A 21354-nucleotide genomic window follows, 5' to 3' on the forward strand; every position below is an offset into this window, starting at 1 on the left:
TTCATGAGGATTTCCTCTTACGCAGCAACCCAATCACGCCTTGCGGCAGGAACAGCGTCACTAGAATAAACATGCCGCCGAGAATAAATTGCCAATACTCGGGAATCGCGACGGTAAACCAGCTTTTCGCGCCATTGACGATGCCAGCGCCGAGAATCGGGCCGATCAGCGTGCCGCGCCCGCCGAGGGCCACCCAGATTGCCGCCTCGATTGAGTTCGTCGGCGACATCTCGCTTGGGTTGATAATGCCCACTTGCGGCACGTACAGCGCCCCGGCGATGCCACACAGCATGGCGGAAACCGTCCAGACGAACAGCTTGAAGCCCTTCGGGTCATAGCCGCAGAAGATCAATCGGTTTTCGGCGTCGCGCACGGCGGTCAGCACTCGGCCATATTTGCTGCGCGCCAGGGCGAAACCCAGTGCCAGACTGGCGGCGAGCACGATAACGGTCATCAAAAATAGGCCGATGCGCGTGCCGGTTGCCGTGACCTGAAAGCCGAGCAGGGTAGTGAAACCGGTGAAGCCGTTGTTGCCGCCAAATCCGGTTTCATTGCGAAAGAACAGCAGCATGCCCGCGTAGGTCAGCGCCTGCGTCATGATCGAGAAGTAGACGCCTTTGATTTTCGAGCGAAAAGCGAAGTAGCCGAAGACAAATGCCAGCGTGCCCGGCACCAGCACAATCAGGCACAGCGCCCAGGCGAAATGCTGGGTTCCGGCCCAAAACCACGGCAGCTCGCTCCACGAGAGGAATGACATAAAGTCCGGCAGGCCGCTGCCCGCCGCCTGACGCATCAGGTACATGCCCATGGCGTAGCCGCCGAGGGCGAAAAACAGGCCGTGGCCGAGGGAGAGCAAACCGGCATAGCCCCACACCAGATCGAGGGCGATCGCGACGATCGCGTAACAGAGGATCTTGCCGACTAATGTCAGCGTGTAGGTGGAGACCGCCAGCGGGTTAGTCGCTGGCAGTAATGCCAGAAAAGGCATGACAATCAGCGCAATAAACACCAGTGCGCCAATCGTCAGGGCGGCTTTCGGCGCTTTTTGTACGCCAGAAACAGTGAGCGGTTGATTCATCAGTCGATCACCCTGCCTTTGAAGGCGAAGAGTCCCTGTGGACGTTTTTGAATAAACAGAATAATCAGCGCGAGGATCAGGATTTTCCCCAGAACCGCACCGATCTCCGGCTCAAGAATCTTGTTCACAATGCCCAGACCAAAGGCGGCGACCACCGTGCCTGCCAGTTGGCCCACGCCACCGAGCACCACCACTAAGAATGAGTCGATGATGTAGCCTTGACCCAACTCAGGGCCGACGTTACTCAGCTGCGACAGCGCCACGCCGCCCAGCCCGGCAATGCCGGAGCCGAGGCCGAAGGCCAGCATGTCTACGCGGCCCGTGGGCACGCCGCAGCAGGCCGCCATGGCGCGGTTTTGCGTCACGGCGCGCACATTCATCCCCAGACGGGTTTTGTTCAGCAGCAGCCAGGTCAGGGCTAAAACCAGCAGCACGAAGATGATTACCGCGATGCGGTTATACGGCAGCACCAGATTCGGCAGCAGCTGGATACCGCCCGACAGCCAGCCGGGGTTGGCGACTTCGACGTTTTGCGCGCCAAAGAGTACCCGCACCGCCTGAATCAAAATCAGGCTGATGCCCCAGGTTGCCAGCAGGGTTTCCAGCGGGCGGCCGTATAAATGGCGGATCACCGTGCGCTCTAGCGCCATGCCAATTCCAGCAGTAATAAAGAAGGCCACCGGCAGCGCGACCAGTGGGTAGAGCGCCAGCAGGCCCGGCGCGTAGTGCTCAAACAGCGACTGAACCATATAAGTGGAGTAGGAGCCGAGCATCAGCATTTCGCCATGGGCCATGTTGATCACCCCCAGCAGGCCGTAGGTTATCGCCAGACCCAGCGCCGCCAGTAGCAAAATCGAGCCCAGCGACAGGCCGGTAAACGCCTGACCAATCAGGTCGCCTATCAGCAAACGGTGCTCAACGGCTTTCAGGCTGGCCTGCGCGGCTTTGCGCACATCGGCGTCGGCTTCGGTTTTCGGGTCAGTCAGCGCCTGAAGGCGGCCCTGAGTGTCTGGGTCCCCTGAAGCGCCCAGCAGCTCGACGGCTTTCAGCCGCACCTGCGGGTTAGCATCGGCGAGCTGCAAATTCGCCAGCGCGATATTCAGGGCATCATGCACCGCCGGGTCTTTTTCCAGCGCCAGACGATGGGTCAGCAGCGGCAACTGGTCCGCCTGCGCCTCGCGCTGCAAGGATTTGGCCGCCTGTAGCCGCACATTGCTGTCAGTGCTGACCAGACGATGCGCCGACAGCGCGTTGGCAATCAAAATGCGTAAGCGGTTGTTGAGCCAAACCTTTTTGGTGTCGCCCTGCGGCTTGGCATCGCCATCTAGCGGGGTCAGCGCGTCGCCCTGTTGCACAAAGGCGTGTTTGGCGTCGTCGATCATCACGTTTTCCTGCTTCAGCGCTTCCAGCAGCGGCAAACGCTCCGGCTGCGGGTCGGCGGCCCACTGCTGTAACAGAGTGGCTTGCTGGCTGCGATTCGCCGCCGCAAAGTCATTCGCCGCCCCGGCCTGAGCCAGCAGCGGCAGGCAACAAAGCAGGAAAAGCAGTGGCCTGAAGTTCATTAAGCTGGTCGTCATGGTGTTTTCCCGTTGCCCAAAGTGTATTTCTGGCTACTTCGTAAAGTGGAGCACCGATCTGCTCCCTCCCCTGGTAAGGGGAGGGCTGGGGTGGGGTATTTAGGCGACTCGGCGCCCAAAACCACCCCTCATCCCAGCCTTCTCCCCGTGAAGGGAGAAGGAGCAATCCAATCAGTTAGTGCTTTTCACCGGGGTGTCAGGCTTTTTGTCGTTACCGGCGATATACGGGCTCCACGGCTGGGCGCGGATAGGTTTGTCGGTCTGCCATACCACGTTGAACTGGCCGTTGGACTCAATCTCGCCAATCATCACCGGTTTGTGCAGGTGGTGGTTGGTGGCATCCATGGTCAGCGTGAAGCCAGACGGCGCGGCGAAGGTCTGCCCGGCCATGGCGGCGCGGACTTTATCGACATCCGTCGTTCCGGCCTTTTCCACCGCCTGCGCCCACATATGAATGCCCACGTAGGTGGCTTCCATCGGGTCATTGGTCACGGCGGTGTCAGCATTTGGCAGTTTGTGGGCCTTGGCGTAAGCCTTCCACTCGGCGACGAATTTCTTGTTCGCCGGGTTATCCACGGATTCGAAGTAGTTCCACGCGGCGAGGTCGCCGACCAGCGGCTTGGTGTCGATGCCGCGCAGCTCTTCTTCCCCCACGGAGAAAGCGACAACCGGCACGTCGGTCGCTTTAACGCCCTGATTCGCCAGCTCTTTGTAGAACGGTACGTTTGAGTCGCCGTTGATGGTGGAGATCACCGCGGTTTTGCCCCCGGCGGAGAATTTCTTAATGTCGGAGACGATAGTCTGGTAATCGCTGTAGCCGAACGGCGTATAGACTTCCTGAATATCGCTGTCTTTCACTCCTTTAGAGTGCAGGAAGGCGCGCAGGATTTTGTTGGTGGTGCGCGGGTAAACATAGTCAGTGCCCAGCAGGAAGAAGCGTTTGGCACCGCCGCCATCTTCGCTCATCAGGTATTCCACCGCCGGAATAGCCTGCTGGTTTGGCGCTGCGCCGGTGTAGAACACGTTTGGCGACATCTCTTCCCCCTCATACTGCACCGGGTAGAACAGCAGGCCGTTCAGCTCCTCGAACACCGGCAGCACTGATTTGCGCGACACCGATGTCCAGCAGCCGAACACCGCCGCCACCTTGTCCTGCGTCAGCAGTTGGCGGGCTTTTTCGGCAAACAGCGGCCAGTTGGAGGCCGGGTCGACCACCACCGGTTCGAGCTTTTTACCCAGCACGCCGCCGTGGGCGTTGATGTCGTCAATGGTCATTAGCGCCACGTCTTTCAGCGGCGTTTCAGAAATCGCCATGGTGCCGGAGAGCGAGTGCATGATCCCAACCTTGATGGTGTCGGCGGCCTGCGCGCCCCAGGCCAGACCCATGCTGACCACGGTCGCAGAGAGAGCAAAAGCTTTAATAAAATGTCGACGATGCATAGTAAAACCCCTGTTAGTTATTGGTTTAAGTCGAAAAATTTTTATAAAAGTCCTGATGGGTTGCCCTCATCATTTCGAGCCTGATGCAGCATGTGCAGCGTGATTTTGCGTACCTCGGCCTTACTGCCCGAGATGTGGTCGTGAAGTTGGCGCTGAGCCTCCTCGGTTTGCTGGTGCAAGATGGCGAGCAGGATGCTCGCGTGTTCGTGATACGTGGCATCAATGCGCGAGCCTTTGGTGAAATCGAGGCGGCGAATGATGCGGATTTTCTCCGTCAGGTCGCGGTGAATGCGTGCCATTTCGGCATTGCCAGCCGCCTCGACCAGCGTCATGTGGAAAGCCTCGTCGTAGCGCGAGACTTCCTGCCCGTCCTCAAGGCGCGGCGCGTCCACCCAGAAGGCTTTGAGCTGGCCGAGTTGCCCCGGCTGCAAGCCCGCAGGCAGGGCGCAGAGGCGTTTCACCGCCTCCAGCTCCAGCACGATGCGCAGGTCGTAAAGCTGCTCGAAATAGTCGAAGTCGAACGGCCTGACCTGCCAACCGCTGCGGAAAAACACCTCGACATAGCCTTCGCGCTCCAGCCAAAACAGCGCCTGACGCACCGGCGTGCGGCTGGTCTCCATGCGGTCTGCAACATCGTTCTCACTGAACCTGTCGCCCGGCAGCAGGCGAAAGTTGAAAATGTCGTCCTTGAGCTGCAAATAAATGCGCTCGGCCAGCCCTTCCGGGCGGATTTTGGTGCGTTTTTTATCCGCAGCGTTACGTGAATCAGTCAGTTGCATCTTGGCTCCTACTTCTTCGGGGCTTAGGCCGATTGCGCGACGTCTAGCCACAGCAGTGCGTCGCCGGGGCCTACCGGACGGCCTTGCTGGCAGCTGATTTTGCTCACCCGGCCCGCGCAAGGGGCGTAGACCGACAGCTCCATTTTCATCGCTTCCACCACGATCAGCGCCTGACCCTCTTCCACCTGCTGGCCCGGCTCGACCAGAATCTTCCACACGTTGCCATTCAGGTCGGCGCTCACCAGATGGCCGTCCTGTTCGCTTTGGTCTTCAACCACTTGCACCGCGTTGGCGGCGGCTTCCACGGCGGCACTCTCCTGCGCGGCCCAGTGGGCGACTTCGGCGGTGAAGGCGGCGGACTGGCGCGAACGGAAGTCGGCGATATCCTCCGCGTTATCCGCCAGGAACTGGGTGTATTGGGCGAAATCAAACTCGGTTTCTTCAATCCGCACCTGCGCGCGGCCTTCGCGGAACGCATCGCGCTGGGCGTCCAGTTCTTCTTCGGTCACTTCATAGAAACGCACCTGATCGAAGAAGTGCAGCAGCCACGGCTCGCCGTTTTTGAACTGGGCGTTCTTCAGATACTTGTTCCAAATCGGCAGGGTGCGGCCCACCAACTGGTAGCCTCCCGGCGAGTCCATGCCGTAGATGCACATGTACATGCCGCCAATGCCGACGGTGCCCTCGGCGGTGTAAGTGCGCGCCGGGTTATATTTCGAACTCAGCAGGCGATGGCGCGGATCGACAGGCACGGCGCACGGCGCGCCGAGGTAGACATCTCCCAGCCCGAGGATCAGGTAGCTGGCGTTGAAGATGATGTCTTTCACTTCCTGACGGCTCGCCAGCCCGTTGGTGCGCTGGATAAAGTCGACGTTGTTCGGCAACCACGGCGCTTCAGCGCGCACGGTTTGCTGGTAGCGCTCCACCGCGCCAAGGGTGGCGGAGTCTTCGAACGCCATCGGCATATGCACGATGCGGGTAGGAATTTTCAGCTGGCTGACGTCGGCCAGATCGTGTTCCAGCGTCAACAGGTGCTGTAGCAGGCGCGACTGGTGAATCACCCGGCTGTCATAGCGAATTTGCAGCGAGCGCACGCCCGGCGACAGCTCCTCAATACCCGGCTCGGCGGCTTCGCGAATGGCCTTCATCAGCAGATAAAGGCGCAGGCGCAGGGCCAAATCCAGCACGTTGTCGCCGTACTCGATCAGAATGTAGCCGTCACCGGCCTGACGATATTGCACCGACGGGCGCTCGGCGCTGGCCGGAAGTTCAGCCAGCACGGTGGCGGACGCGGTGGTATCAGGCAGCAGTGAAGGCGTCGCCAGCGCCATGGCCTCGACCGGCATTAATGAGTCAATGGTGCCCTGCTGGGCCAGCTCCAGCGCCTGCGCCTGCTCGAAGCTGATGGGGTGGAAGCGGATTTTATCCCCCGGTTTCACCTGACCGACTTTCCACAGCTCGGCTTTGGCGATGGTCACCGGGCAGACAAAACCGCCGAGGCTCGGCCCGTCGCGGGTCAAAATCACCGGGAAGTCGCCGGTAAAGTTGATGGCGCCAATGGCGTATTCGCAGTCATGCACGTTGGACGGGTGCAGCCCCGCTTCGCCGCCGTCCAGGCGCGCCCACTGCGGCTTTGGCCCAGTCAGACGCACGCCGAGGCGGTTGGAGTTGTAATGCACTTGCCACTCGGCCTCGAAAAAGGCGTCGATGGACTCTTTGGTGAAGAAGTCCGGCGCGCCGTGCGGCCCGTAAAGCACGCCAATATTCCAAATATTGCCGTAAGTCGGCACCACGTGCGGCGCGGCGGCCTGCGGCAAATCTACCGGCGCGGGGGTGGTGCAGGCCTCAAGCTCAGGCTGGGAAACGGTGAGCATATCGGCGACGCGCAACGTGCGGCCCGCGTGACCGCCAAACTGTCCGAGGGCGAAGGTCGAGCGGCTGCCAAGGTAGACCGGCACGTCGAAGCCGTTGCGCACCGCCAGATAGGTGCGGCAGCCCTGAGTGGCGCGGCCGAGGGTTAATATCTGCCCGGCTTTGACCTGCACCGGCTGCCAATAGCTCACGGCTTCGCCATCAAGGTCTGCCGGGCAGAGTGCGCCGGTCAGCGCGATGGTGGCGTCGCAGTGGAAACGCAGGGTCGGGCCTTGCAGGGTGAATTCCAGCCCGGCGGCGTCGAGGTGGTTGCCCACGATGCGGTTAGCCAGACGGAAGGCAAAATCGTCCATCGGGCCGGAAGGTGGCACGCCGATATCCCAATAGCCGAGGCGGCCGGGGTAATCCTGAATGCTGCTGTAGGTGCCGGGCGCAATCACTTCGACGGCGTGCGGCGCGTACTCGAAGCTGTCGAGCATCCGCGTCCACATCTCGCCCTGATGGAACACCGGCGTGGCGACCACCTGGCGCAGATAATCAATGTTGCTGCTGATGCCGTGCAAGCGGGTGGCGGCCAGTGCGCGGGACATCTTCTCAAGAGCCTCTTCGCGGTCTTTGCCGTGAACGATAAGCTTGGCGATCATCGGGTCATAAAATGCTGAAACTTCACTGCCGGTAGAGACCCAGCCGTCGACGCGCACGTCGTCAGGGAACACCACTTCCGTCAGCACGCCGGGGCTTGGCTGGAAGTTTTTCAGCGGGTCTTCGGCGTAAATACGCACTTCCATCGAGGCGCCCTGCGGGGCTTTTTCCATCGCGGCCCAGTCCAGCGGCTGATCGGCGGCCACGCGCAGCATGCACTCAATCAGGTCCAGCCCGGTGACCATTTCGGTGACCGGATGCTCAACTTGCAGGCGGGTGTTCACTTCGAGGAAGTAAAATTCGTTGCGCGCCGGGTCGAAGATGAACTCCACGGTGCCCGCGCTGCGATAGCTGACCGACTCCCCGAGCTGCACGGCGGCGCGGTGCAAGGCTTCGCGCGTGGCCTGTGGCAGATTGGGCGCTGGCGTCTCCTCAACTACTTTTTGGTTGCGGCGTTGCAGCGAACAGTCGCGCTCGCCGAGGGCCACCACGCGGCCCTTGCCGTCGCCAAAAATCTGCACTTCTACATGGCGCGCACGATCTACAAAACGCTCTAAAAACACCCCCGCGTCGCGGAAGAAGTGCTCGCCGAGGCGTTTCACGCTGTCCCACGCGGCGCGCAGGGCGGCTTCGTCGTCACAGCGAGTCAGGCCGATACCGCCACCGCCCGCGGTGCTTTTCAACATAATCGGGTAGCCAATTTCCGCCGCCGCGCTCACTGCTTCTTCAATGCTGTCCAGCAAACCGGTGCCCGGCGTCATTGGCACATTGGCGGCCCCCGCCAGCTCGCGCGCCCGGTGTTTAAGGCCAAACTCGCGGATTTGCGCCGCGCTCGGGCCAATAAAGGCAATGCCCGCTGCCTCGCAGGCGTCGGCGAACTCGGCGCTTTCGGACAGGAAGCCGTAGCCCGGATAAATTGCCTGCGCGCCGGTCTGTTTGGCGGCGGCCAGAATCTTGTCGATCACCAAATAGCTGTCGCTGGCCTTCTCACCACCCAGCGCAATGGCGATATCGGCGTCGGTGACGTGTGGCGCATTGCGATCGGCGTCGGAATAGACCGCCACGCTGGTCACGCCAAGGCGTTTAAGGGTGCGAATTGCGCGGCAGGCGATTTCACCGCGATTTGCCACTAGTACGGTAGTCAGCATTGTCGAGATCCTCAGGCGTGATTCAGGGAGGCGAGGTGGGAGATGTAGCTTCTCCAGCCGCCAAAATGGGTAATGTCGGTGGCGTCGGAAATCGCCCACGGCTCGCAGATAAAGCCTTTCACCGTGCGGCCATCGGCCAGTTGCAGCGAGCCAATGCCCAGCGGCGCGGGGATCTCCGCCACGAACTCGCCAAAGCGCGCCAGCGGAATGTCCCACAGCTCGACGATGATGGCGCTGCCGCCCTCGGCTCGCACCAGGCCCGGTTTTGGCGGCTGGGTGTTGGCCAGCGCAAACAGCTTGTAGTTGGCGGCGGTCGTGGTCTGCTCGACCCGCACGGCTTTGCGCTGGGTCAGTTGGAAGTTCAGCGGCATGCCGGTCAGGTGCGCCCCCACCACGGCGACGCGCACGTGGTCTTTACTGGTCGGAATGGCGTGCATCAGCGCGTTGGCGCTCAGCTCGCGGCCAGTTGCGCCGAGAGGCAGGGAGAGGCTGCGCTGCCACTGGCGACCAAAGGCAGCTAACGCGTCGTCGTGCCATGCTGGAGCAATCAGCGTGATGCCGGACGGCAGGCCGTCGGCGCGAATGCTGGCAGGCAGCGCCAGCGCTGAAAGGTCCGCCAAATTGGTGAAGTTGGTATAGGTGCCGAACTGTGAGTTGTAGCGTACTGGCTCCTGCGCCATCTCTTCCAGCGTGCGAATGGTCGGGGAAGTCGGGACGATCAGCGCGTCGAAACCTTCGAGCGCCAGATTGATTTTGCGCGCCAGCTCGGCTCGCAGGTATTCGGCCCGCCACGCATCGCAGGCGCTGTAATTCAGGCCGTTCGCCACAATGCCGCGCACCGTGGGGTCCATCACTTCTGGCGTTTCTTCAAAGATTTTGCTCACTGCCACCGTGCGCTCGGCCACCCACGCGCCGTAATAGAGCTGCTCCGCCAGTTCGCGGAACGGCGTGAAGTCGATAGGTACCAGCGTCACGCCGCTGGCCGACAGGCGCTCAAGGGCCTGGTCAAATTCAAACTCCGCCAGCGCGTCGCCGAAGAATTCCAGACTATTCGGCACGGCGAAGCGCGGATGGGCCGACATGGCGGCTGGCGCGGTGTGCGGGTTGGCGCGCGAATAGGCGTCGGCGGCGTCATACCCGCCGGCGGCGTGCGCCACGGCTTGGGCATCTTCCACGGTGAGGGCGAAAACGGAGACGGCATCGTTCAAACGGCAGGCCGGAACCACGCCTTTATTCGACAGCCAGCCTTTGGTCGGTTTCAGGCCCACAATATTGTTAAAACCGGCCGGTACGCGGCCAGAGCCGGCGGTGTCCGTGCCTAAAGAGAACGCGACCAGCCCGCGTGCCAGCACCGAGGCCGAGCCGGAGCTTGAGCCGCCGCTGACGTAATCCGGGTTGAACGTGTTGCGCACCGCCCCGCGCGGAGAGCGAGTGCCCACCAGGCCGGTGGCGAATTGGTCGAGGTTAGTTTTGCCGACCACGATCGCCCCTTTGGCGCGCAGATTGGCGACCACGGTGGCGTCGTCTTGGGCGACGTAGGTGAATTCAGGGCAGGCGGCGCTGGTGGGCCAACCGCCGACGTCGATGTTGTCTTTGACCGCGAAAGGCACGCCAAACAGCGGCAGGGAAGCCAGCGAGCCATTAGCGTCGCGGCGCAGCTGCTCCAGATGAGCAAACTGTGCCTCAAGCTGGGCGGGCGTCGCCAGATAGAGCCAGGCGGTGTCTTGCGGGTTCAGGCTGGCTACAACCATTGACAGCGAAGTGCGCAAACTGTCCGGTGCAGAAAGGTAGTGCCGTTGCCAGTCAGATAACGTGAAGGCATGAAAAGGGGGAGTTACCGAGCTTTTGCTGTCGTTCATTGGTTGAATTCCATCTGGTACACAAGATTGAATTCAACAAAGCAAAGGCTGTGCCATATTTTTACTTTTTGATTTTAAAGGACTTTGTAAGAGGTTAGATCCCTACTGCGCAAATGTTGCACCAACGTTGCAATGCAAATGACCGAAAATGGCGCGGGAATTTTGCGAGTTGCCACGCACAAAATAGAAAAAAGCGACTTTAAATTGGCTGCAATGTAATGTGCAGGCTGCGATAGCGCTTGATGATGAGTTTGACCTCTTTTCTGAGCGGGTCTGTATCGACCCGCTAATTTATAGAGAGAGTAGAGTCGCGGGTTTACGTGAGGCAGTGATTCGGCCAAATTACATTATGATTTATCAGATACGGGACGTTGAACTTCATATCGTTAGAATCATTCACACTGCCCAGCGCTGGCCCTAGGGAATACTGACTTCATGCACTTTCGAAAATTGTCGCGGCGTTTGAAAAGAGCGCTATTTGCCCTGTTGCTGGTGGCGCTAACTCTGTTTGGCGTCCGTGCTTATGACTCCCTTCAAGGAGCACCGCTGGAGCCGTGGCATCGTTTGGTTCCGGATGAACTGACCGAGGTGCAGCTTGATAAAAGCACCTGGGCGGATTATCTCAAGGCAGAACAGCGCGCATTTGAAGAGGTAAAACAGCAGGTTACGGATAAGCTGGAACCTGAAGATCGCATTCCTTTGAATCGCTATTACAACCGTAGCCCGATTTATCCCGAGCATTTTGCCACTGACTGGAATCGGTCTTACGAGCTGATGCCCGAGGGGAAGCCCCGAGGCGCAGTGGTGCTGCTGCATGGCCTGACCGACTCGCCTTATAGCCTGCGGCACATCGCTCAGGATTATCAGCGGCGCGGTTTCGTGGCGGTGGGCATTCGTCTGCCGGGGCATGGCACCGTGCCGGGCGGGCTGACCAATGTTGATTGGCCGCAGTGGCTAGCGGCGACAAGGCTCGCCGTGCGCGAAGCCCGCCGCGCAGCGGGTCCTGACGTCCCGCTGCAAATGGTCGGTTTCTCTAACGGCGGGGCGCTGGCGGTGAAGTACACGCTGGACGCGCTGGATGATGCATCGCTTGAGCGGCCTGCGCGTTTAGTGCTTATCTCGCCGATGATCGGCGTCACTAGCTTTGCGCGATTTGCCGGTATCGCGGGTTGGCCGGCGATTTTCCCCGCCTTTGCCAAAACGGCGTGGTTAAATATTTTGCCGGAGTTTAATCCGTTCAAATACAACTCATTTCCGGTGAACGGCGCGCGACAGTCCTATCTGTTGACCCGTGCTTTGCAAAAGCAGGTCAGTGCAGATGCCAAGTCGGGCAAACTGGCGCAACTGCCGCCGATTCTGGCTTTCCAGTCCGTGCTGGATTCCACCGTCAGCACTCGCGCGGTGGTCACGCACCTGTTTAATCTGTTACCCGCCAATGGCAGCCAGCTGGTGCTCATTGATATCAACCGCAATGCCTATGTCGGGCCGTTGTTGCGTACATCCAGTGAAACGGCCATTGAGCGGCTGTTGCCCGCCGGGCCGCGACACTATCAAACCACGGTTATCACCAATGCATCGCCAGAACAGGCAGCGACGGTGGCACAAATCACCGAGGCGGGGCAGACTCAGACAATCACTACGCCGCTCGGCATCGATTATCCTGCGGAGTTTTATTCCCTATCCCACGTGGCGCTGCCTTTCCCGCTGGACGACTCGCTGTACGGGCGAAATCCGCAGGGCGCACCACAATATGGTATTCACCTTGGGCGCTTAGCCGCGCGAGGTGAAAGCGGGGCGCTGGTGGTCAGCATGGATCAGTTAATGCGCGTGTCATCGAACCCCTTCTATCCCTACATGCTGCAAAGAATTGCGCAATGAGAGGTGGATGTTGTCATGCAAATGAATGACAATAAGGGCTTAATGCCCAATGAGGAAAACATGATGCCAAATGCTCTGGTTCAGGCGCGTATCGATTCAGAAATTAAGGACAAAGCAAGCGCAGTGCTTGAAAGTCTTGGTTTGACCCTCTCTGATGTTGTGAGGATTTTATTGACGCGAGTCGCCAATGAAGGAGGGCTGCCAGCCGGGTTTGTCTCGGATTCAAAAGCTTACGATACATGGTTTAAGGCTAAAGTTCGGGAGTCCCTGGAAGACGACTCGCCGGGCATACCTCATAAAGAGGTGGAGGCGTATTTCGCCAAGCGCAGGGAAGAATTGCTAAAAAGGTAGAGGGATGATGCTCGAATGGTCAAAGCAGGCGCTAAAAGACAGGGAAAACATATTCGACTATATCTCAAAGGAAAATGTGCCAGCAGCAATACGCACTGATATTCGGATCAGAGATCATATCTCTCAGTTGCTGATTTTCCCTGAATCGGGAAGAAAAGGTCGTTTGGCGGAAACCCGCGAACTGATTGTTCCGGAAACACACTTCATTGTGGTCTATGCTGTTCTTCCATCAACTCCTAACAAGATCAAGATATTGCGTGTTTTACACAGCGCACGACAATGGCCCGAATAGCTTTCGAGCAAAATGACGTCAAAAAATGCTTGCGATAAAATCGCGCACTATATATATTGAGGCCCATGAAGACGAAAACTGAATCACCAATATCGACCAATGCTCTGCTCCATCTGGATCAACAGATGTGTTTTGCACTGTATTCCGCGAATCTGGCACTGCATAAAGTCTACCGTAAGCTGCTGGGTGAGCTTGATCTGACCTATCCGCAATATCTGGTGATGCTGGTGCTGTGGCAGCGTGATGACGTGATCGTATCGGAAATTGGCGAAAAGCTATTCCTTGATTCCGCGACCCTGACGCCGCTGTTAAAGCGTTTGGAAACTGCCGGTCTGCTGGTTCGTAATCGGGCTAAAACCGATGAGCGCCAGGTGATTATTACCCTGACCGATGCCGGCAAAGCGCTGAAAGAAAAAGCAAAAGGTATCCCGGAGGCGATTATGTGCGCCACTGAATGTGATATCGATGAAATGTCAGCCTTGAAGGGCCAGCTTGAGTCCCTGCGTGAAAGGCTGAAAGATAAGTCCTGATTGCTGAATATCAGGCAGCGAGAAATTCTTTGTAGTCAGCAGACAAGTCCGGAGTAGAGCTTCGAGTTTGTCTGCGAATGATTAACAAGTCGTGCGCTATTAAATAGCGATATTAATTCTTACCCTAAACCCAACCTGTCTTAAAGGAATGAAATATGTCTATCGAAAAAGTAATGTACCGCGCTCATGTCTCTTCCACCGGTGGTCGTGATGGCCGTGCGGTTTCTGACGACGGCCTGCTGGATGTCAAACTGGGCCTGCCGAAAGAGATGGGGGGATTGGGTGGTGCAACGAACCCTGAGCAGCTGTTTGGCGCGGGTTATTCAGCCTGTTTCCTCGGTGCTCTGAAAGCCGTTGGCGCGAAAGAAAAAGTGAAAATCCCTGCCGACGCTAAAATCGAAGCGACCGTGGGTATTGGTGAAATCCCTGGTGGCTATGGCTTAGAAGTGCAGCTGGATATCACTCTGCCAGGTATCGAACGCAGCGAAGCCGAAGCTCTGGTGGAGAAAGCGCACCATGTCTGCCCTTACTCTAATGCCACTCGCGGCAACATTGATGTCACTCTGAACGTAAAATAAAATAATGGCATCAGTGGAAACCCATTAGTCACGCGTTTGCCACACCAGGTTTACCCACAAAGGAGGCTTCGGCCTCCTTTTCTCGTTTTGGGCTTCGCCTAATGCAGATCATTCTGGAAATCCTAGCCAAATCTCGTTTCTGACCAATATGGGTGAACCACCGGCCAACAAACATGTCACAATGATTCAGAATCTTTCTAAAACTGTCTGGAAAACCACATTACATGAATAGAGTGAAGACTCTATCGCAGCAAAATCTCTCCTTCTTGTTAGCGATTTACATCGGCATTTTCCTCAATGTCTCCGTGTTTTACCGCCGCTTTGCACCGATGGCCCATAACCTCAATCTGACTGAAGTGGTTCAAGCCTTCACAGAAGTGGTTGCCATCGTGCTGTTCACCTTCTTCTTGCTGCGCCTGTTATCACTGGGCGGGCGCCTGTTTTTCCGCATCATTGCCAGCTTTTTGCTGCTGATATCGGTGGCCGCCAGCTACTACATGGTGATGTTCAACGTCGTCATTGGCTACGGCATTATTGCCTCGGTCATGACCACCGACATTGACCTGAGTAAAGAAGTGATTGGCTGGTATTTCTTTTTGTGGATGGCCGTTGTCAGCATCATTCCTTTGATACTTATTTGGAAAAATGACCTGCGGCTAACGCTGATTGAACAGATAAAAACGCCGGGTCAGCGCCTGCTCCCGCTGGCTATTTTGCTCGCCGTGGTGGCGCTGGTATGGCTGCCGCTGCGCATGCTGGATCGCCAGCAGAGTTTGAATGAAAAACTGACCAACATTGACTTGCCGAGCTACGGCGGCGTGGTCGCGCACTCTTATTTACCCTCTAACTGGCTGGCTGCGCTGGGGCTTTTTGCCTATACGCAGGTGGATGAAAGCAATGACGCCAGTAACTTGTTAGACCCGGCGAAAAAGTTTACCTACATTCCGCCGGCGGGCATTGATGACACTTATGTCGTGTTTATCATCGGCGAGACCACCCGCTGGGACCACATGGGCATCCTCGGCTACGAGCGCGATACCACCCCGCGTTTGTCGCAAGAAGAGAATCTGGTGGCGTTTCGCGGCACCTCGTGCGACACCGCCACTAAGCTCTCGCTGCGCTGTATGTTCGTGCGGGAAGGCGGGGCAGAAGATAATCCACAGCGCACGTTGAAAGAAAAGAATGTGTTTTCAGTGCTTAAGTCACTGGGCTTTAGCTCTGAACTGTTTGCGATGCAAAGTGAGGTGTGGTTCTACAACAACACCAATACTGACAATTACTCTTTCCGCGAAATTATCGCCTCGGAAAAGCGCAATGACGGCAAGCCGGTAGATGACATGCTGCTGGTGAACGAATTGCAAGAGTCGGTGAAAAACCATCCGCAGGGCAAACACTTAGTCATTCTGCACACCAAAGGTTCGCACTATCAGTATTCGCAGCGCTATCCGCGCAGCTTTGCGCGCTACACGCCCGAGTGCATGGGCGTAGATCGCTCCTGTTCAAAGGCGCAGCTAATTAACGCCTTTGATAATAGCGTCCTGTATACCGACACCTTCATCGGCAACGTAATTGACTCGCTGCGCGATAAAAAGGCCGTGGTGTTCTATGCCGCCGACCACGGCGAGTCGATTGATGAGAATTCCCACCTGCACGGCACGCCGCGCCAGATGGCTCCTGACGAGCAATTCCGCGTACCTATGATTGCCTGGGCGTCCGACAGCTTCCTCGCCCAGCCGGACCATCAGGAAGCTTTCGACAGGTTAAAAGCCCAGCAGCGCGTGGGGGGTAAAAAACGCCACGAGGAGTTATTCGACTCAATTCTGGGTTGTCTGGGATATACCTCGCCCGACGGTGGTATCAATCCCGCCAATAATTGGTGTGCTAAACCTCAGTCTGCTGACAGTATTTAAGGCTGAAAATGCCGGTTCCGCTGAATTTCTAAGCAGTCAGCAGAGTTGTCATAAAAAGGCGTTGACGCTCTGAATCAGCAGCAGTAACATGCGGCCCAATTCGGCGAGTAGCGCAGCTTGGTAGCGCAACTGGTTTGGGACCAGTGGGTCGGAGGTTCGAATCCTCTCTCGCCGACCACATTTGAAAAACCTGCTTTTTAAAGCAGGTTTTTTTTCGTCTGGAGTTTATGAGGATGAGAACCTCCGAAGGAGGTTTGAGCCGAGCGCAGCGAGACCACGTTGCTTTAGCAACGGCCCGCAGGGCAAGCATCGCAGATGCGCGTAATCCTCTCTCGCCGACCACATTTGAAAAACCTGCTTTTTAAAGCAGGTTTTTTTTCGTCTGGAGTTTATGAGGATGAGAACCTCCGAAGGAGGTTGGGAGCTATTTCATTAGCTTTAAATCAGCCTTCCGATGATTCTTCTGCTCCTTATAGAAGTTTTCATGAGAATCCAGACTCAGCAAATACAGTGCAATTTTATCTTCTACCCAGCTGTAGCCTATTAGCGCGAGCTGGTTGTTGAGTTGGAATTTGTGCACCCGCAGGTAATTCAAATCCCCTTTCTTTAACTCGCCGATAGTCGGGTTGTCCTGTATGCGCTCAATCTCATCCTCCACCACGGCTTGCTGCTGTTGCGGTAAGCGATTTAATGCCTTTGAGAAACGATGAGACTCAAACGTATCAATCCTTTGACCGCTCTGTCCTTCTGACATAACGCGTTACCTTGTGGTTATCAATTTCACTTTTGGCTAAGAGGGTTTCCATAATAAATCGATAGGTAAGGTCAGGGTTATCTTCGGCAATCCGGCCTATTTTCGCCCAATGCTCGATCTGCTTTGGGATACTGCGATGGGTGGCTTCTGCGTGGATTTTTACTTCACTGACAAAATCATCATCAAGCCTGATGCTGGTTGCCATAATTTCACCTTTTTCATGTGTGCATGCTGGGACTCAGGTTGCGGCATAATGTCGCTATATGCAACAAAATGTCGCAAATAAAATTCTTTCACTCGGAAACAATCACTATTTCCTCCTCTGCACCAAAATAGAGCGAAGGCCCTATTTTGGCGTCCATCTGCACCCTTTTCTGGCGCGTTCGCGGCGAATTATCTCATCCGTCCTCAGCATTTTCCGCTGGCTTATGGCCCGATCACACCAATAACCGTTCATATAATCATCATTTGGCAAGAAATTTTTTTTGAATGAAAACGGGGTAAAGCGCTGAGATGATTCTGTCAGATAGGTGAATGTGTTGACTTTATGGCTTACGGCTGAACTTTCATCCTGCATATGTTAAAGAAAGGTTTTTTTATGTTTGTTTGCTGTTACTCACAGTCTTTGTAAATGCCTATTGGTTATATTGACGTCATCCATCAGAGTTGCCAAATTGATAGCCCGAAGTAAGACCAGAAGATTTTTCCGGTAATTTTTTGTAACGCTAAGTTTACGAGTTTTGCCTGAGAAAACGCCTCCTCGGCGTTCCTCCCTTTTTCTGGAAAGACTTTCCGCAGCGAATTGGGCAACACAGCCTCCCGTCTATAAAAAATAAAGGGGGGCGTGAGCTGCAAATACAACACACACATCCACATCACCATTAATAGATGGAGCACAAGCGATGAAAATCTCCTTGGGTAAAGCAGGGCTACTGAAATTCAGTATGGGCCTGATAGCGCTGACCGTGGCCGCCAGCGTCCAAGCCAAAACTTTAGTTTATTGTTCTGAAGGCTCGCCTGAAGGCTTTAACCCACAGCTGTTCACCTCTGGTACGACTTACGATGCCAGCTCCGTGCCTATCTACAACCGTTTGGTAGAGTTCAAAATTGGTACCACTGAATTGCAGCCGGGTCTGGCTGAGAAGTGGGACATCTCCCCAGATGGCAAAACCTACACCTTCCACCTGCGCAAAGGCGTGAAGTGGCAAGACAGCAAAGATTTCAAACCTACTCGCGATTTCAACGCGGATGACGTGGTTTACTCCTTTGAGCGTCAGTTAGACAAAAACAACCCATACCACGGCGTTTCTGGCGGCAGCTATGAATACTTCGAAGGCATGGGCATGCCTGACCTGATCAGCAAAATCGTCAAAGTTGACGATTACACCGTGCAGTTCGTGCTGAACCGCCCTGAAGCGCCATTCCTGGCTGACCTGGGTATGGACTTCGCGTCAATCCTGTCTGGCGAATATGCGGCTAACATGCTGAAAGCCGGCACGCCGGAGAAAGTCGACCTGAACCCAATCGGTACTGGTCCATTCCAGTTGCTGCAATACCAGAAAGACTCCCGCATCCTGTACAAAGCCTTCCCAGGCTACTGGGGCACCAAGCCGCAGATCGACCGTTTAGTCTTCTCCATCACGCCTGACGCTTCTGTGCGTTATGCCAAATTGCAGAAAAACGAATGTCAGGTTATGCCGTTCCCTAACCCAGCTGACATCGCGGCAATGAAGAAAGACAAAACCATCAACCTGATGCAACAACCGGGTCTGAACGTGGGTTATGTCTCCTTCAACGTTGAGAAAAAACCGCTGGATGACGTGAAAGTGCGCCAAGCACTGACCATGGCTGTGAACAAACAAGCCATCATCGACGCGGTTTATCAGGGTGCTGGCTCTGCGGCTAAGAACCTGATCCCACCAACTATGTGGGGCTACAACAAAGACATCGTTGATTACCCATACGATCCAGTTAAAGCCAAAGAGCTGCTGAAAGAGTCTGGCCACGCTGACGGCTTCACCATCGACCTGTGGGCAATGCCTGTTCAGCGTCCATACAACCCGAACGCTCGCCGCATGGCTGAGATGATTCAGGCTGACTGGGCGAAAGTGGGCGTGAAAGCCAACATCGTGACTTACGAGTGGGGCGAGTATCTGAAACGCGCCAAAGCGGGTGAGCATCAGGCAGTGATGATGGGCTGGACCGGCGACAATGGGGATCCAGACAACTTCTTCGCCACTCTGTTCAGCTGTGCAGCGGCGAAAGACGGCTCTAACTACTCTCGCTGGTGCTACAAGCCGTTTGAAGACCTGATTCAGCCAGCTCGTGCTGAATCCGATCACGCCAAACGTGCTGCGCTATACCAACAGGCTCAGGTTGTGATGCATGACCAGGCGCCTGCGCTGATCGTGGCTCACTCCACCGTTTATGAGCCAGTGCGCAAAGAAGTCAAAGGCTATGTGGTAGATCCACTGGGCAAGCACCACTTCGAAAACGTTTCTGTGGAGTAAAGCTTACTGAATGACCCGGGAACCGCGTTGTGCGGTGCTCGCAATCTTCGCCTACCTAATGGTATGTCTTGATTGCTGCGCTCCTCCGCCTTGTTCGCGGGCCATTCACTACAGCCTTGAATCCATTAGTAAAGAAATAAATGTGAGCTAACAATAAGCCCGGCGAGCTACGGTTCTCCGGGCATTTTATACAAGAGAGTACGGGATATGTTTCAGTTCATACTCCGACGTCTGGGGTTAGTTATCCCAACGTTTATCGGCATCACTTTGCTGACTTTTGCCTTCGTGCACATGATTCCAGGCGACCCGGTGACCATCATGGCCGGAGAACGCGGTATTTCTGCTGAGCGCCACGCACAGCTGATGGCCGAAATGGGCCTCGACAAGCCGCTGTATCAACAATACTTCCACTATGTGACAGGGGTGCTGCACGGCGACCTTGGCGTCTCGTTAAAAAGCCGCGTCCCTGTTTGGCAGGAGTTTGTGCCACGTTTCAAAGCCACGCTGGAATTAGGCATTTGCGCCATGATTTTCGCGGTGATCGTCGGTATACCCGTGGGGGTATTGGCAGCGGTGAAGCGCGGTTCCATCTTTGACCACACCGCCGTAGGTATCTCATTGACGGGATACTCGATGCCGATCTTCTGGTGGGGGATCATGCTGGTGATGCTGGTCTCGGTGCATCTTAACCTCACGCCCGTGTCGGGGCGAATAAGCGACACCGTGTTCCTTGATGACAGCCAGCCGTTAACCGGCTTCATGCTGATCGACTCCTTAATCTGGGGCGAGCCGGGTGACTTCAAAGACGCCGTGATGCACATGATCCTGCCTGCCATCGTACTCGGGACTATCCCGCTGGCGGTTATCGTACGTATGACCCGCTCTTCCATGCTGGAAGTGCTGGGCGAAGACTACATCCGCACCGCGCGTGCCAAAGGCGTGAGCCGTATGCGCGTCATCGTGGTCCACGCACTGCGCAATGCGCTGTTGCCCGTCGTGACCATCATTGGTTTGCAGGTCGGTACGCTGCTTGGCGGCGCCATCCTGACGGAAACCATCTTCTCTTGGCCAGGACTCGGCCGCTGGTTGATTGATGCATTACAACGCCGCGACTATCCGGTCGTGCAGGGCGGTGTCTTGCTGGTCGCCATTCTGATTATCGTGGTTAACCTGCTGGTAGACGTGCTCTACGGCGTGGTCAACCCGCGTATTCGCCACAGAAAATAAGGGGCTCACTATGTCTCAAGTTACAGAGCCCGTTGCTAACGAAATAGTGACGGCAGCGCCGACGCCGATGCCGCCAATGCGCGAATTCTGGCACTACTTTAAGCGCAACAAAGGGGCCGTGACTGGCCTGGTTTACATCATCATCATGCTGGTTATCGCCATTGGCGCTAACGTGATTGCACCCCACGGCCCGGCGGAACAGTTCCGTGACGCGCTGCTGCGCCCACCGGTTTGGCAGGAAGGCGGAAGCTGGAAGTTCCTGTTAGGCACCGACGACGTGGGCCGCGATATCCTGTCTCGCCTGATGTACGGCGCGCGCCTGTCGCTGCTGGTCGGCTGTCTGGTGGTAGTGCTGTCGCTGATCCTTGGCGTTATTTTTGGCCTGTTCGCCGGTTACTACGGCGGCGTGGTTGACGCCACTATCATGCGTATCGTTGACATCATGCTGGCGCTGCCAAGCCTGCTGTTAGCACTGGTACTGGTGGCGATTTTCGGCCCGTCGATAGTCAACGCCTCGCTGGCTCTGACCTTCGTCGCCCTGCCGCACTATGTGCGTTTGACCCGCGCTGCGGTGTTGGTCGAAGTGAACCGTGATTACGTGACGGCTTCTCGCGTGGCGGGTGCCGGTGCCACGCGCCAGATGTTTGTGAACATTTTACCTAACTGCTTAGCGCCGCTGATTGTTCAGGCCTCGCTCGGCTTCTCCAACGCCATTCTGGATATGGCGGCTCTCGGCTTCCTCGGCATGGGCGCACAGCCGCCAACGCCTGAGTGGGGCACTATGCTGTCCGACGTATTGCAGTTTGCTCAGAGCGCGTGGTGGGTGGTGACCTTCCCGGGCGTGATCATTCTGTTGACGGTACTGGCATTTAACCTGATGGGTGACGGTCTGCGCGACGCCCTTGACCCTAAACTCAAGCAGTAAGGGA

The 21354-nt window shown here is 56.6% G+C and carries 18 protein-coding genes, 1 tRNA gene and 1 other RNA gene; 12 read left to right on the forward strand and 8 right to left on the reverse strand.

The genetic code is table 11. From position 1 onward, the window contains the following. Position 1 precedes the first annotated feature (1 nt). The 6 genes from urtC to atzF all read right to left on the reverse strand — a co-directional run bounded on the left by urtC (position 2) and on the right by atzF (position 10395). Positions 2-1078 (reverse strand): urea ABC transporter permease subunit UrtC, encoded by a 1077-nt coding sequence (urtC, locus tag ACT3RR_RS12200; protein WP_486031762.1) that lies wholly within the window; start codon positions 1076-1078, stop codon positions 2-4. Then, positions 1078-2655: an urea ABC transporter permease subunit UrtB gene (gene urtB / locus ACT3RR_RS12205; protein ID WP_496200400.1), complete on the reverse strand. Its 1578-nt coding sequence runs from the start codon at positions 2653-2655 to the stop codon at positions 1078-1080. The genes urtC and urtB overlap by 1 nt, the downstream gene beginning before the upstream one ends. A 171-nt stretch (positions 2656-2826) precedes the next feature. Next, on the reverse strand, positions 2827-4095 hold the full coding sequence (gene urtA / locus ACT3RR_RS12210; RefSeq protein ID WP_486031759.1) for an urea ABC transporter substrate-binding protein: 1269 nt from the start codon (positions 4093-4095) through the stop codon (positions 2827-2829). A 41-nt stretch (positions 4096-4136) separates the two neighbouring features. Next, positions 4137-4874 carry a GntR family transcriptional regulator gene (locus ACT3RR_RS12215; protein ID WP_486031757.1) on the reverse strand — a complete coding sequence of 246 codons (738 nt, stop codon included), beginning with the start codon at positions 4872-4874 and terminating at the stop codon, positions 4137-4139. A gap of 23 nt (positions 4875-4897) precedes the next feature. Further along, positions 4898-8536, reverse strand: coding sequence for an urea carboxylase (gene uca, locus ACT3RR_RS12220; protein ID WP_496200401.1), 3639 nt, complete (start codon positions 8534-8536; stop codon positions 4898-4900). Between the two features lie 11 nt (positions 8537-8547). After that, the gene (gene atzF, locus ACT3RR_RS12225) at positions 8548-10395 is read right to left on the reverse strand and encodes an allophanate hydrolase (RefSeq protein WP_496200402.1); all 1848 of its coding nucleotides are present in this window, start codon (positions 10393-10395) and stop codon (positions 8548-8550) included. A gap of 220 nt (positions 10396-10615) precedes the next feature. Here atzF and ACT3RR_RS12230 point away from each other — a divergent pair, with 220 nt between their 5' ends. The 9 genes from ACT3RR_RS12230 to ACT3RR_RS12270 all read left to right on the forward strand — a co-directional run bounded on the left by ACT3RR_RS12230 (position 10616) and on the right by ACT3RR_RS12270 (position 16276). Next, entirely contained in the window at positions 10616-10816 is a 201-nt protein-coding gene (locus tag ACT3RR_RS12230) for a type II toxin-antitoxin system RelE/ParE family toxin (protein ID WP_496200403.1), read from the forward strand. A 14-nt stretch (positions 10817-10830) separates the two neighbouring features. Beyond that, positions 10831-12273 (forward strand): alpha/beta hydrolase, encoded by a 1443-nt coding sequence (locus ACT3RR_RS12235; RefSeq protein ID WP_496200404.1) that lies wholly within the window; start codon positions 10831-10833, stop codon positions 12271-12273. 15 nt (positions 12274-12288) lie between these two features. Continuing rightward, positions 12289-12624: a type II toxin-antitoxin system RelB/DinJ family antitoxin gene (locus ACT3RR_RS12240; protein ID WP_485902988.1), complete on the forward strand. Its 336-nt coding sequence runs from the start codon at positions 12289-12291 to the stop codon at positions 12622-12624. A gap of 4 nt (positions 12625-12628) precedes the next feature. Beyond that, the gene (locus tag ACT3RR_RS12245; RefSeq protein ID WP_485902989.1) at positions 12629-12916 is read left to right on the forward strand and encodes a type II toxin-antitoxin system RelE/ParE family toxin; all 288 of its coding nucleotides are present in this window, start codon (positions 12629-12631) and stop codon (positions 12914-12916) included. A 65-nt stretch (positions 12917-12981) separates the two neighbouring features. Continuing rightward, a complete protein-coding gene (locus tag ACT3RR_RS12250) occupies positions 12982-13446 on the forward strand; it encodes a MarR family winged helix-turn-helix transcriptional regulator (protein ID WP_353503703.1) in 465 nt (154 codons plus the stop codon). 155 nt (positions 13447-13601) lie between these two features. After that, complete coding sequence (locus ACT3RR_RS12255; RefSeq protein WP_034794086.1) at positions 13602-14024, forward strand: organic hydroperoxide resistance protein; 423 nt, start codon at positions 13602-13604, stop codon at positions 14022-14024. Between the two features lie 224 nt (positions 14025-14248). After that, positions 14249-15934, forward strand: a complete 1686-nt coding sequence (gene eptB, locus ACT3RR_RS12260) for a kdo(2)-lipid A phosphoethanolamine 7''-transferase (protein WP_496200405.1) — start codon at positions 14249-14251, stop codon at positions 15932-15934. Between the two features lie 101 nt (positions 15935-16035). Next, positions 16036-16112, forward strand: a tRNA-Pro gene (locus tag ACT3RR_RS12265). 35 nt (positions 16113-16147) lie between these two features. Further along, positions 16148-16276, forward strand: a non-coding RNA gene (locus ACT3RR_RS12270) — RtT sRNA. A gap of 82 nt (positions 16277-16358) precedes the next feature. Here the strand turns inward: ACT3RR_RS12270 and ACT3RR_RS12275 are convergent. Next, on the reverse strand, positions 16359-16688 hold the full coding sequence (locus ACT3RR_RS12275) for a type II toxin-antitoxin system RelE/ParE family toxin (protein WP_496200406.1): 330 nt from the start codon (positions 16686-16688) through the stop codon (positions 16359-16361). Then, positions 16657-16893, reverse strand: coding sequence for a ParD-like family protein (locus ACT3RR_RS12280; protein WP_034794079.1), 237 nt, complete (start codon positions 16891-16893; stop codon positions 16657-16659). The genes ACT3RR_RS12275 and ACT3RR_RS12280 overlap by 32 nt, the downstream gene beginning before the upstream one ends. Before the next feature lie 697 nt (positions 16894-17590). Here ACT3RR_RS12280 and dppA point away from each other — a divergent pair. The 3 genes from dppA (at position 17591) to dppC (ending at position 21350) form a co-directional block, all read left to right on the forward strand. Further along, on the forward strand, positions 17591-19198 hold the full coding sequence (gene dppA, locus ACT3RR_RS12285) for a dipeptide ABC transporter periplasmic-binding protein DppA (protein WP_353503700.1): 1608 nt from the start codon (positions 17591-17593) through the stop codon (positions 19196-19198). A gap of 207 nt (positions 19199-19405) precedes the next feature. Beyond that, on the forward strand, positions 19406-20425 hold the full coding sequence (dppB, locus tag ACT3RR_RS12290) for a dipeptide ABC transporter permease DppB (RefSeq protein ID WP_353503699.1): 1020 nt from the start codon (positions 19406-19408) through the stop codon (positions 20423-20425). A gap of 10 nt (positions 20426-20435) precedes the next feature. After that, positions 20436-21350, forward strand: a complete 915-nt coding sequence (dppC, locus tag ACT3RR_RS12295; RefSeq protein WP_485902993.1) for a dipeptide ABC transporter permease DppC — start codon at positions 20436-20438, stop codon at positions 21348-21350. Positions 21351-21354: the final 4 nt, after the last annotated feature.

This window comes from Ewingella sp. AOP8-B2-18 (assembly GCF_052376015.1).
Classification (GTDB): domain Bacteria; phylum Pseudomonadota; class Gammaproteobacteria; order Enterobacterales; family Enterobacteriaceae; genus Ewingella; species Ewingella allii.